Source organism: Pantoea sp. Fr+CA_20, from assembly GCF_024520835.1.
In the GTDB taxonomy this organism is placed as follows: domain Bacteria; phylum Pseudomonadota; class Gammaproteobacteria; order Enterobacterales; family Enterobacteriaceae; genus Pantoea; species Pantoea allii.
In genome coordinates, this window is sequence record NZ_JALNPN010000007.1 from 24,323 (window position 1) to 38,886 (window position 14,564).

Sequence of the window (14,564 nt, forward strand, 5' to 3'; positions counted from 1 at the left end):
TGATTATGGACGATCGTCAGCCTGTTTCCCTTGCCCGTCGCGCGCTCAGCTATCTCATCTGCTATCTGGTGGCGGTGCAACCGATGCTGCCAGTAATGGCCGCAGAAATCACACCGGTCACGCCGGGGACAAAGATGGACACGGCAGGCAATGGCGTGCCTGTGGTCAATATTGCGACGCCGAATCAGGCGGGCATTTCTCATAACCAGTACGATCAATATAACGTCGGGCAACAGGGGCTTATCCTCAATAACGCCACGGGCCAGCTCACGCAGACCCAGCTCGGCGGCCTGATCCAGAATAACCCCAACCTCAAAGCCGGTCAGGAAGCGCGCGCCATTATCAACGAAGTGGTGGGCGCTAATCGTTCACAGCTGCAGGGCTATACCGAAGTGGCCGGTAAAGCCGCCAATGTCATGGTGGCTAACCCCTACGGCATTACCTGTAACGGCTGTGGCTTTATCAATACGCCGAACGTGACGCTGACCACCGGTAAACCGCAGTTTGATGCCAACGGCAATCTGGCCGCGCTGGAGGTCAGTAAAGGCACCATTACCATTGAGGGCCAGGGACTGGACGGCAGTAAAGCCGATGCCGTGTCGATTGTGGCGCGCGCAACGGAAATTAATGCCGGTATCCACGCCAAAGATCTCACCGTGACGCTGGGAGCAAACCGCGTTGGACAGGATGGGTCGGTAACGCCCATCAGCGGAGAAGGCCCTGCACCCGGCGTGGCGGTTGATACCAGTGCGCTTGGCGGCATGTACGCCAACCGCATTCATCTGGTGTCGAGCGAAAAAGGCGTTGGCGTCAATCTGGGTAACTTACTGGCCAGACAGGGCGATATCACCCTGGACGCGAACGGGAAACTGGCGATGCATAACAGCCTCAGCAGCGGGGCGTTAACCGCCAGTGCGCAAAGCGTTGAGCTGAGCGGCGAACACAAAGCGTCTGGCCCGGCGACGATAACCGCACAAAACGGTATCAGTCTGAATAACGGGAGCCTGGGAAGCGATGGTGCCGTTTCATTGCAGGGCGGCAATCGCCTGCAAGTCAGCGGCGGCAAGATAATGGCTGGTGACAGCATCAACCTTGCCGCGACCAGCCTGTCGCTGGACAGCGGCAGTGCGCTCAATGCCACAAATAACATCTCGTTCAACGCGCAGCCAGACTTCACCGGCGGCTTAAGCCTGGACCCGGCCGGTCAGTTTGATAATGCCGGGCAACTGACAGCAGGTAACAACCTTTCCCTGAATGCATTCACAGCCGCGAACACAGGATCGTTGTCAGCAAAGGGGCAACTGTCCGCGATCGGCAACAAGGTTAAGAATCAGGGTGCCTTGCAGGGCAACAGAATCCGGCTGAAAAGTGAAGAATTAACTAACAGCGGTACGGTGCAGGGCGCTGATGCACTCGCGCTGGAGACGATGACGCTGAATAACAGCGGCTCGCTGACGGCTCCACAGTTGGTCCTCAACAGCGACGCTATCACCAACAGCGGTCTGTTGCAGGGTACGCAGAATCTGACGTTATTAAGCCAGCATCTGACTAACTTAAAAAAGGGCAGTATTGCGACGGCCGGGGATTTGGTACTCAACCTGCCTGACTTCAGCAACAGCGGGCTGCTGAGCACGGAGGGTGCACTGCACCTGAGCGGCAACAGTCTTGTCAACGATGGCGAAATCAACGCCAGCACGCTTCATTCTGACAACGGTCAACTGACCAACCTCACAGATGGCAAACTGCTGGCGACAGGCTCACTGCAACTGACAAACGACCAGCTTACTAACGGCGGGCAGATTGCCGCGAATCAGTCTGAACTCACGGCCGCTACGTTAAATAACGCAGGCAGAATTCAGGGCGCCAGCAGCCTGAACCTGAATGTGGACACCATGAATAACCGCGAGGGCGGCGAGCTTCTGACCTCAGGGCAGCTGACGCTTAACGGCAACGACCTGAATAACGCGGGATTAATTCAGGCAGATAAACTGGCTCTGACGGCGGGCAACTGGCAAAACAGCGGCAATACGCTCAGCGCAGGCGATGCCTCGCTGAAGGCGAAAACCCTCACCAACAGCGGAAAGATACTGGGTCAGCAAAGCGTCACGCTGCAGGGTGATACAACCGATAACAGCGGCTGGCTGGTGGCAAAAGTGCTGGCCTTCCAGGGGGATTTGATCAACAGCGGCCTGATTCAGGGCGACACGGCGCTGACGCTGAAGGGCAGCAGCCTGAGCAATCAGGCCGCAGGGCAGTTGCAGACGGCGGGTAATGCTGACATTACGGCATCCTCTCTGGATAACCAGGGACAGCTGCAGGGCGATAATCTTGCTGTCACTGCCCAACGCTGGCAAAACAGCGGTAGTGCGCAGGCCACAAAAAATATCACCGCCTCTGTGGCCGGGGAGCTTAACAACGGTGGCACCCTGACAGCCCAGCAGGCACTGAACCTGCAGGCTGGCAAAGTAACCAATGCGGGCACGCTTGCTGCCGATCAGTTAACGGTTCAGGCACCGCTGCTCAGTAATGCTGGTCTGCTACAGGGCAACAGTGCCCTGGCTATCACCAGTGATCAGATGGCTAACCTGGCGAACGGTCGGCTTGTCAGCGGCAGCGGACTGAGCCTGACACCTGTCCAGTTGGTGAATGATGGGTTGTTACAGGTGGCTGGCACCTTCAGCATCAACGGCGATGATTTTACGAACAACGGCCAGGTGAATGCGGACGCGTTGAATACCGCGCTGACCGGCACGCTGAATAATGGCGTAAACGGCAAACTGCTGGCGCGTCAGCTGGCGCAGGTACAGGCGCAGTCACTGACTAATGCCGGTATCGTTGCAGGGCAGCAATTACAGATAACGGGCGATACATTACAAAACCAGGGGCTGTTACAGGGCGATAATGCGCTGACGGCAGGGTTCCGTCAGCTGGATAACCTTGCGAGCGGCCAACTGATTACCGGTGGCGCGCTGACGTTACAGGGTACGGACGCCCGCAACGCAGGAACCTGGCAGGGCAGCCAGCTCAGTTACCGCTTCGGTACCTTAAAAAACACCGGCACCGTTAACGGCACCGGCACCCTGGACGGGCAAACCACCGGGCTGCTGGATAACAGCGGCAACCTGATTACGGGCGGTAACGCCAGCCTGAATGCCGGCAGCCTGCTTAACAGCGGCAAAATCATGGCAAGCGGCCTGACGCTGCGTGCCGGGTCGCTCAGCAACAGCGGCCTGTGGCAGGGCACCACCTCCCTGGATGCACTCAGCACCGGCGATCTCAGCCAGTCTTCAACCGGCAGAGTGTTAAGTGGCGGCGATCTGCGGCTGGGCGCGGCAACATTAAGCACGGCCGGCACCCTGCAGGGCGGTAATGCCCAGATCACTGCCGGCAGCTGGCAAAACCAGGGATCGCTGCTGAGCTCCGGCGATCTCACCGCCGCGATTGATAACGATCTTAATAACGGGGGATCACTCCTCAGTCAGGGCAGTGCGCAACTCAGTGCGCAACATCTGGTGAATACCGGCTCTGTCCTCGCCGAAAAAGCCATGACGCTTAGCGGCGGTTCGCTGAACAACAGCGGCGCCATTCAGGGTGATACGCTGTCGGTTACTCCCGCCAGCGTGACCAACCAGGGCAACCTTATCGGTCTGAAATCCCTGACGCTTGGACCGGCCCCCCAGCGTTTCAGAATGTTGCTGGCGCAGAGCGCGCCGACGCGTGAACTTGTGAATAACGCGGGAGGACAGCTTCTCACGCAGGGCGCGTTAACGATTACGGCCGATAACGTCACCAACAACGGATCGTGGCAGGGGCAACAGATCCTGCTGAATGCGGCAAAACTGGCCAACGGTGGAGCGATTCAAAGTGCCGATGGCCTGCAACTTACCCTGAGCGACAGGCTGGATGCCGCCGCAGGCAGCAAGATCTCTGCCAACGGCACAGCAGCCTTACAGGCGCTGACGCTGGCGAATCAGGGTCAATGGGTGGCTAAAAACCTCACCCTGAAAGGCGACACGCTAAACAATAACGGGGAAATTACCGGCGCGGACAGCCTTAGCGTGCAGCTCAACGGCGCGCTGACACAGCAGCAGGATAAGAACCTGCTCAGTGCCGGAAAAATCAGCCTGCAGTCGGCCTCGCTGAATAATCTGGGCCGTATTCAGGGGAGCGATCTTCAGATTAACACAGGTGCGTTAGATAACGCGGGCCGCCTGCAGGGTGACAATAACCTGCTGCTCAGCGCCGCCGGGCATCTCACCAACGCCGCAAATGGCACCCTTGTTTCTCAGAACGCGCTAACGCTGACCACGCCGGATCTCTATAACTATGGTCTCATTCAGGGGGCCAGCGGCACCGTAAATGCCACCAACTCTGCGACCAACAACGGCAGATTACTGGCTGGCGGCGCGCTGACCTTTACCACACCGCAACTGGTGAATAATGGCTGGCTGCAGGCCGGACAGCTCACGCTGAACGCGTCCGGCTTAACCAATAACGGCACGCTGCTTGCCGATCAACAGGGCACCCTGAACGGCACCTATTTCCAGAACCAGGGCATGGCGCAGGGCGGCAACCTGGCCGTTAACTATCAGAACCTCAGTAACAGCGGCACCGTACTTGGCACCGGACAACTGAATGTGAATGCCGCACAGGTTAACCTGGCCGGTTCGGGACGGCTGTTCAGCGGCGGCGGTTTGACGCTGGTGAGTAACGGTTTTGATCAGTTCGGTCAGGTTGTGGCGCTGGGCGATGCGGTGCTGAATCTGGCGAACAGCTTCGTCAGTCATAACACGCTGGCGGCGGGCAACCGGCTGACGCTTAACAGCAACGGCTCGCTGGAAAACCAGAGTACAATGCAGGGCCAGGGCGTGACGCTCAATGCGGGCGGCGACCTCACCAACAACGGCCAGATCACCACCGGCGGCGCTGACAGCAGCCTGACAGGCAACCGTATTGCCATGAACGGTGCTGGCACGCTGCAGGGCGGCGGCAACGTCACACTGAACAGCCGCAGCGATGTCACCCTGGACGGTTTTACCGGCACGCTCGGTAACCTGACCATCAGCACGCCAGGCAGCCTGGTCAACACGGCACTGCTTTACGCCGGGCAGAATCTCTATTTATTTGCTAACAGCATCCGTAACCAGCGCGGCGATATTCTGGCGGGCAACAGCCTGTGGATGCAGCGCGATGGCGCGGGCAATGCCAACGGGGAAGTGATCAACACCTCTGGGACGATTGAGACGCAGGGTGGGGATATTAATATCAATACCGGGCATTTGTTGAATACGCGGGATGGGTTATCAACCAGTTCTTCCACAATTAAAGGACCAGGCCTTCCTTCTGGTGCTGAGAAGGGATCTTTTAACATTCCTCTTTCTCAACTCTCTCTCGTTAATGGGGAGTTAGGTATTTACTCAAAAGAACAAGGAGGATCAAATTCTGCAAATGGCCCAGGAACATATGAAATTTATTATCTGGCACCAACAGTTAAAGCTCGTTATAAGCGCTATCTAGTTGAGCAGGAAGTTGTTACTGCTACTGCTAACGGAAGTGCTAGTCTTATACAAGCTAGGAAAGATATAAGAGTTAGCGCGATAACTCTTGAGAATATTGCAAGTAATATCATTAGTGGGGGTAATGCACAATTATCAGGTGGTTCTTTAAATAATTCTTCATGGTTGAGTTCCACCACCAGTGAATACCGAAGTTTTAGCCTTGCTCCCAACACTATTTATGCAGATCTGACTATAAAAAACCCTAAAGAGTTAGATTTTTATTCGCCTTCATATGTAGGATCAGACTCTAGTTATAGAGGGAATTTAAGTTCTAGCAATGTTAATTATATATATTCAGGTACGCCAGAATATGAAACAGTAACGACCGGAGCACCTTTAAGGTCAGTTATCCAGGCTGGCGGTAATGTTATTGCGAATTTTAGCAGTAATATCAGCAACACCAATACAACCTCAAACGCAGGCTGGTCTGGTAATACGATATCAACACCGGGCCTTAGAGGGCTGGCATCACTTAATCAGGCAGGTGCGCAACAGCGTCAGCAGATCGCCGGAACCGACAAGGTAACAGTTAACTCTCCTCAGTGGCGCGATCAGCTTCAGGGTGCCTTGCAGCAGGTCAATGGTAATAGTTCACTGGATAGCAGCGCACCTGATAAGGCCTCGCTTGTTACTCATGCATCGGATAGCTTTGGTCGTGCCGATTTAAGTCAGTCAGGTAGACTCATTTCCGATCCTTCAGTCAGCACAGCAAATCTACGCAGTTATAAGCCAGCCAGTGTGGACACCAATGCCTATCCGATTCCGTCTGGCGATAATGGCTATTTTGTTTTTGGTAACAGTAAAAGTCCCTATTTAATCACTCTCAATCCGAAACTTAACGGTCTGGGACAACTGGATAACAGCCTGTTTGGCGATCTTAACGCGCTGCTTGGCAGACAACCGGGACAGGCACCGCAGGAAAGCCGTCAGCTTTATACCGATAAAACCACATTCCTGGGGTCGTCTTACCTGCTTGATCGTCTGAACCTCAAGCCAAACTATGATTACCGTTTTCTTGGTGATGCGGCCTTTGATACGCGTTATGTCAGTAATGTGGTGTTAAACCAGACCGGCAGCCGTTATCTAAATGGCATTGGTTCTGAACTGGATCAGATGCGCTATCTCATGGATAACGCAGCCTCTGCACAGCGCGCGCTGGGATTGCAGTTTGGGGTTTCTTTATCTGCTCAGCAGGTGGCCTCACTTGATAAAAGTATGGTCTGGTGGGAAGCCACAACGATAAATGGTGAGACGGTGATGGTGCCGAAAGTCTATTTATCATCCAAAGATGTGGAAATGCATGACGGCAGCGTAATTGCAGGGAATAACGTGACGCTTTCCGGCGGTGATATTACCAACAGCGGCAGTACTGTTACCGCAAAAAATAACCTGACGGTTAGTAGTCAGAACAGCGTGAATAACCTGAATGCAGGCATGCTTTATGCGGGCGAAAATCTGCAGCTGACCGCGATAAATAATATCAATAACGTCAGTGCAAACATTAGCGGTAAAAAGGTTGCGCTCGAAAGTATCAATGGCGACATTAACAACACCACTGTTACAACCTTGTGGCAAATTAATGGTTCAGCAGGCAAACAAAATACCGGATCTGCAAAACAGACTTTCGTTGGCCCTACCGCGACTATCACATCGCTGGATAGCCTGAGCCTTAAAGCCGGCAACGACATCAATGTCAAAGGTGCCAACCTTAGCGCGGGTGGCGATCTGTTAATAAACGCCTGGCATGACATTGCCATAACGAATAATCAGGTTACGTCAGGACTTGCGTTCCAAAATAGCGGTAATCAAAAAGTCACTAATACCGCCAGCCAGATTTCAGCAGGTCACAATCTGTCGGTTCAATCTGGTCACGATCTGAACGTCACCGCCAGTAACCTTAACGCTGCAAATGATGCTTCGCTACAAGCGGGCAATGATCTGAACCTCAACAGTGCTACCAACAGCCAGAACAGCAGAAGTGGCAACCAGGAATCCCATTCCACCAGTCTGGATCGCACCTCTGTCAGCAGCGGCGGTAATCTCAGCCTGGCAGCAGGTCAGGATATCAACAGTCAGGCCGCCGCCATCGCCGCTACCGGCAACGCCGCGCTGAAAGCGGGCCGTGATATCAACCTGAATGCCGACGCCACCGGTTCCGGTTACAGCGAGAGAGGCGACAAGAAAACTGTTATCAGTGAAACCGTGCGTCAGCAGGGCACCGAGATCGCCAGCGGCGGCAGTACTACTCTGGCAGCCGGTCGCGATATCAATACCGAAGCAACCGATGTGACGGCAAAGCAGGATATCGCCCTCCAGGCCGGGCGCGACGTTAACCTGAATACCGCGACCGAAAGCGATTATTACTACAAAGAAGAAACCAAAACTAAAAAAGGCTTCCTGAGTAAAAAGACCACGCACACCATCGAGGAAGACAAGGCCACTAACGAAAAATCAACGCAGCTAAGTGGCGATAGAGTCACCATCACTGCGGGTAATAATCTTACCGTTCAGGGCTCTTCTGTTGCCGGACAGAAAGGCGTTGAGCTGAATGCCGGTAATGATGTCAACGTTCTGGCGGCTACGGATACGCAATCCACTTATCGTCTGAAAGAAGAGAAGAAAAGTGGTTTTGGCAGCTCAGGATTGGGGATTAGTTACGGTAAACAATCCGCCAAAAGCGAGTATAAAGGTGCGAAAGTTACTCAGAGTGATGCACGTAGCCTGATCGGGGCTGCCGATGGTGCTGTCACCGTGACAGCAGGTAACAACGCGCTGGTTAAAGGCAGTGATGTTGTCGCAGGGGGCAGCAACGGTGATATCACGGTCACTGCGAAGAATATTGCTCTAATGGCGGGGCAAGACCGTATATCTGAAAGTACGCATCAGGAGAGTAAAAGTTCAGGTTTTGGTCTGAGTCTCAGTGGAACGCCGCTGGACACTGTACGTAATCTGCGTGATGCCATGCATCAAAACAGTTCGACCTATCAGCAAGCTAAAGCCGTAGGTAATGAACTTGGTGCCTCAATGCTGGATAGCCCGGGATTAAGCCTGTCCTATAACCGCTCTTCTTCAAAAGCTGACCAGCAGAGTAACAGTATTTACCAAAGCGGCAGTTCAATGAGCGCTTCAGGCAACGTGTTACTGAATGCGAAAGGGAATGGACCTGATGGCAACATCCTGCTGCAAGGCAGCTCGGTCGCTGCCGGTAATAAAGTCGGGCTAAAAGCCAGCAATAATGTCGATATTGTAACGTCTCAGGACAGTCAGTCTGTTACCAGCGACATCAGCAGCAAAAATTTGAGCCTGACGACTGGCGCATCGCCTGCTGGTTTTGCACGTATGGCAGGCAACTCTCCGAATAACGGCTCTCCAGCATCGCCTGTGGGTATTGCACGTGAACAGCAGAACAATAATGCCAGCTATCTCACGCAGCATACCTCGTCGGTAACCGGCAATACGGTCAGCATTGACAGCGATAAAGGGGATATCACTGTGTCCGGTTCAACGGTGACCGGTAAGCAGTCAGTTGCGCTGACGGCAAAACAGGGCAACGTAAACCTGGCGACAGGTGAAGATAAGCAGGATATTTCTGCGCATGGTGGCAGCACCTTAATCGGATCGCTGGGTGGGGATGGCTATAGCGGAACCATAGGCTGGGGCAGTACGGCGTGGAATAAAGCCCAGACGGGAACGCAGCAGAGCAACCTTCGCAGTGGTGTGGTTAGCGAGCAGGGGAATGTATCAATCTCGGCCGGTAAGGATGTCAGTCTTCAGGGAGCGGACGTTTATGCGGGTAATGCATTAAACGTTGATGGTAAGAATATTAATCTGAACCCCTCTGAGGACAGCAACCGGGCCAGCAGCAACAGCAAATCTGCGCAATATGGCGTAACGGCCCAGGTGTCAGGCTATGCGGTGAGTATTGCTCAGGCGGCAGACAAAGTTGCTGATGCACACAAGAACAACAGCGATCCTCGCTTGCAGGCTATTTATGCCGCCCAGGCTGCGTTAACGGCTTTATCCGCCGCGACACAAAACACGGCTGCGGTAAAAGTCTCAGTCAGTGCTACGGCGGGTACCAGCCACCAGTCTGTTGAGCAAAGCAGTGCAGTTCAGAGTGGCTCAGTATTGAAGTCTCAGGGCGATACGACGTTAACGGCAGCAGAAAATATCACCGGTAAGGGCGCTAAAATCAGCGGTGATAATGTTGCATTAACGGCAGGCAAAGATATTGCTCTAAGTGCAGCTCAGGATCAAACAAGCCAACAGTCGTCCAGTGGCGGCAATCACTATGGCGTCGGTGTCGGTTTTGGGCTGGGAGGCAGTCAGAATGGTTTCTCCATTGAATTAGCGGCAAGCCAGAACAGCGCGAATTCTAATGGCAGCAGCGTTACCCACCATAATAGTGACGTTACTGCCAGGGGAGATTTATCGGTTAAGGCTGGCCAGGACGTCACGCTTAATGGTGCCAGTCTGAAGGGCAATCATGTTGAGCTAAACGCCGGACGCGATCTGAACATTGCGAGTCAGCAGGATCGTTCTACCTATGATAGTCACGAAAGCGCATCGGGCTTCAATGCCAGCATCTGTGTTCCGCCAATCTGTGCTGGTGTCCCTGTTCAGGGCAGTGCCAATGCCAGTGGAGGGAAGGTTAACAACAACTTTGCTTCTGTACAGCAGCAGAGCGGCATCAAAGCCGGTAATGGCGGCTACGATGTTTATGTTGGTCAGCATACGCAACTGGACGGTGCGGTAATTGCCTCTTCAGCGACACCTGATAAAAATCATCTCAGCACCGGTACGTTGGGCTGGAGTGATATTGATAATCAGGCGAAGAGCGGTGGTAGTGGTTATGGGGTGAGTGTCGGCACAACCGGTATGCCTTCGGCAGGCCTTACGCAGGTAAAAGCAGGTGCGGATTCGGTAACACATAGTGCGGTGTCAGCAGGCACGATTGATATTCGCGAGCCTGCTTCTCAGAAACAGGATCTGGCAACGCTGAGCCGGGATACGGATTCAGCAGCGGGTGCCCTGAGTGATCACTTTGATGCACAGAAGGTGCAGGATAATCTTGCTGTGCAGCGCGAGATGACGGCGCTGGGCCAGCAGACTATTCAGCAGACGTTCGATTATTTAAAAGATAAAGAAAAGGAAGAGCAACGCGACAAGCTGAAGGATAACCCTGCTTTTAACAAGCTGACGCCACAAGAAAAGAGTCAACTGCTCAACAAACTCGACGAGCAAACTGAAGAAAAATATGGCATAGGTTCTAAAATGCAGATTGCCGCTCAGGCAATCAGCGGCGTATTCTCAGCGCTGGCAGGTGGCAATGCCAGCGGTGCAGTCGCCGCCGGAGCGGCACCGCTGCTTGCCCAGATGGTCAAGCAGGCTTCTGGTGACAATGATGCCATGCGCATCCTGCTTCATACGCTGGCCTCCGGTCTTATCGCCAGGGCTCAGGGCGGTAGCGTGGCTGGCGCAGCGGCGGGTGGATTCACAGCCGCTGCTCTGGGCACCAACGATGCGCTCAGCAAGCTGTTTTTCGGTAAACAGGCTGCTCTCCTTACCGCCGATGAAAAACAGCTCATTGCCAATATCACTACGCTGGCAGGTGCTGGAGTGGGCGGTGCTGTGGGCGGCGGCATTGGAGCAGGAAGCGGTGGCTCGGCGGCGCGGACTGAGGTGGAGAACAACTTTCTGAGCAAAGGGCACCCGCTGGAGTATGTTGAAAAATTTAAAGCATGCAATGGAGATGCGGATTGTGAGCATAATGTTCGCAAAGACATGGCCAAGGAGTCGGCAGAGAACGTTCAAAAACTTAAATCCTGCTGGGATGCTGGTGATGCATCATGTGTTGCAGATATACGTTCAAAAATCGAGCTGGATGATAAAGCATATACTCAACTACGCCTGCAGGATATTATGGCGGGAAGCGCTTATGAGAATTCGGCTAAATGGTATGCTGATATCATTGACCAGTGCGCCGGAAAGTGTGGCTGGTTACAAGCTGCATTACTCAAGACTGGAGCTGATGGATTAAGCAATATTGCGTATGCCGGCTTAGGCGCAATGAGTTTACCTAAGCCAGACTTTACAACAAGCCCTAGCGAACCCGTAAAAAATATTCCTGTACGGCTAGAGCGGCAGACTACCTCTGGACTTAAGTTAACAGCAGATCCTGATAAAACGACAACGGTATTAGGTACATTCAAAGATGATACCAAAGCAATTATCGACGAGCTAGGATTGCCGAAATCAACAGATTTTGGTTCCAGGAAAGGTGGGTTTAATTTATTGAATACACCTGATGATTTATATAAAAATCCAACCCAGTTCTGGAACGAATACAATAAGCCATGGCTAGATAATGCAATATCAAGAAATGATCCGATCTTACTTGCAACAAAGCCAGTAAAAGATAATTTGTATCGAATGAATGAGAATACTCAACAGATGGAAATGACAGGTTATGGTAGGGAGTATAACTATTTGATTGATAATGGGTATATTTTCGATAGTAAAACAATGCAAATGATTAAAGGTAAATAAAATGAATGACTATCTATTACCATTTTATAATATTTTTGATTCGATTATTAAAACGTATGATTTTGATGTTAAGTCTAGTGGGGATGATACCATTTTCTTAGTGAATGACTCTTATCAAATTGAATTTATAATGTGGAGGGAGACCGTTGAAATTAATTTCTGCCTAATTAAATCACATTCACATGTTTTGAGTTATTATGTGAGAAATTTTATTGCGACATACATAACTGATGATGATAGAGTTGTTGAGTATAATATTGTTTCTATTAAAGGGAGTTTCGTTTATATAAGAAATTTAAAAAGTCTTAGTTATTTTTCAAATGCATTAAAAAACCACTTTCCTTCTATGCTTGAAGGGAGGATGGACTGGCTTGAAGCATACGAAAAATCAGAGTGGTATAGCGAGCCAAGAATTGAAAAAAGAAAAGTTTGATTGTTAGATATATGATGCGAGATAGGATTTTAACCTCTACTTTCACTTTAAAAACGCCCAGGAATGCTCATTAGTGGTGACATGAACATTCCTGATAATTTATAAATAACTATTCTTATCAGACTCTTAAAACAGCTTATAGCAAAAATGGCAAAAACCACGTTCACGTTAAATGTTGAATACCATCTGGATTCAGCATGAACGCCGAAACTCCTCATTATAAAGACATGCTTTCAAAACCTCCCCACCACCCGCTCCCTCAACCACCTATGCCCCAAATCCCGGTGCGATCGCTCATGCCACAGCATCACCAGCTCAAAGCCCGGAATCGCCATCGGCGGTAACACGGTCATCAATCCCGGCATCATCGCCGCCACTCTCTCCGGCATCAACGCCACCAAATCGCTGGTGCTCAGCACGCTGCCCATCAGCAAAAAGTGGGGCACAGAGAGCACCACTTTCCGGCTCAACCCTCTGGCTTCCAGCACCTTATCCGTCACCCCGCGAAAGCCGCCGCCGTCTGGCGAAACTATCACATGCTCCAACGCGCAGAGCGCTTCGGCGGTGATATCAGGATGCAGGGCGGGATGACCGTGACGTCCTGCCACCACGTAGCGCTCGTGAAATAGCGGGCGGATATGCAGCCCGTCTGGCACGCCGTCACGCAAATGAAGCACCAGATCGACCGTGCCTTTTTCCAACTGCTGCGCGATCAACGCGGGTTTCATATCCAGAATGGCAAGCCGGGTGCCAGGTGCGTCCTGACGTAATGCAGCCATCAGGGGAACCAGTGCCGTCTGGGCACCGTAATCCGTGGCCGCTACGCGCCACTCCTGAACGGCGTCGGCGGGGATAAACGGGCCTGGCGCAGCAACCACCTCAGCGATCATGCCGCTCAGTTGCGCCAGCGAAAGGCGTAACGCCTCGGCGCGCGCGGTGGGGCGCATGCCTTGAGATACCGGAATCAGCAGGGGATCGTTAAACCACTCACGCAGGCGCTCAAGCCGTGCACTGACAGAAGGCTGAGAAAGATTAAGCCGCTGCGCGGTCCGGCTCACGCTGTTTTCCTGTAACAGCACATTCAGGGTCATTAACAGGTTGAGATCGGGTTTCATGGTATCAGTCTTGCCTATAGTGAATATCCATTCATTTACTTTTACTGATAGCACATTCAAAGGCAGGCTACATCTCAGATTCCCATTAAAGCAGGTGATTTTATGAATGTGTTAATCGTTGTGGCCCATCCTGAACCTCATTCTCTTAACGGCGCGCTGGCGCGTTTCTCCGTCAGCCGCCTGGAGCAGTTGGGTCATCAGGTGCGCGTTTCCGATCTCTATGCCATGAACTGGGAGGCGCGCGTATCGCCCGCTGATACGCAGCATCGCCAGAATGCTGAACGGTTTGATCCCTCTTTTGAATCCACCCAGGCTTTTGAAGGCGGCTTCCAGAGTGAAGATATTGTGCAGGAACAGGAAAAACTGTTGTGGGCCGATGCGGTAATTTTACAGTTTCCGCTCTGGTGGTTTTCCATGCCGGCAATCATGAAAGGCTGGATCGATCGTGTTTACGCCTGCGGCTTTGCCTATGGCGTGGGGGAGCACTCAGATACGCATTGGGGCGACCGCTATGGCGAAGGTACGCTGGCAGGGAAGCGTGCGATGCTGGTTGTCACGATGGGCGGATGGGAGTCCCACTACAGCCCACGCGGCATCAACGGCCATATTGATGACATCCTGTTCCCTATTCAGCACGGCATCTTGTTTTATCCCGGTTTTGACGTCCTGCCGCCTTTTACGCTTTATCGCACCGGCCGCACCGACAGCGCGCGCTTTGCAGCACTGTGTGCAGAGCTGGGCGAGCGGCTGGATAATCTGTTTGTGACCGAACCTGTTGCCTATTATCGGCAAAACGACGGCGATTACACGATACCGTCTCTGACTTTGCGTGACGATCTCGCCGCCGGTGAACAGGGGCACCAGGTTCATCTCCGCAAACAGTAACAGCAGACAGTAACAGACGATTGG

At 52.6% G+C, this 14,564-nt stretch carries 4 protein-coding genes; 3 read left to right on the top strand and 1 reads right to left on the bottom strand.

The genetic code is table 11. The features are described 5' to 3' along the window. Positions 1-5: 5 nt before the first annotated feature. The gene (locus NR177_RS11050) at positions 6-12,107 is read left to right on the top strand and encodes a hemagglutinin repeat-containing protein (protein WP_256852905.1); all 12,102 of its coding nucleotides are present in this window, start codon (positions 6-8) and stop codon (positions 12,105-12,107) included. Between the two features lies 1 nt (position 12,108). Next, a complete protein-coding gene (locus tag NR177_RS11055) occupies positions 12,109-12,540 on the top strand; it encodes a hypothetical protein (RefSeq protein ID WP_256852906.1) in 432 nt (143 codons plus the stop codon). 233 nt (positions 12,541-12,773) lie between these two features. Here the strand turns inward: NR177_RS11055 and NR177_RS11060 are convergent, their stop codons facing one another. Then, positions 12,774-13,655, bottom strand: coding sequence for a LysR family transcriptional regulator (locus NR177_RS11060; protein WP_256852907.1), 882 nt, complete (start codon positions 13,653-13,655; stop codon positions 12,774-12,776). A gap of 102 nt (positions 13,656-13,757) precedes the next feature. On the opposite strand from NR177_RS11060, the gene NR177_RS11065 reads away from it, so the two are divergent. Then, on the top strand, positions 13,758-14,540 hold the full coding sequence (locus NR177_RS11065) for an NAD(P)H-dependent oxidoreductase (protein ID WP_256852908.1): 783 nt from the start codon (positions 13,758-13,760) through the stop codon (positions 14,538-14,540). Positions 14,541-14,564: the final 24 nt, after the last annotated feature.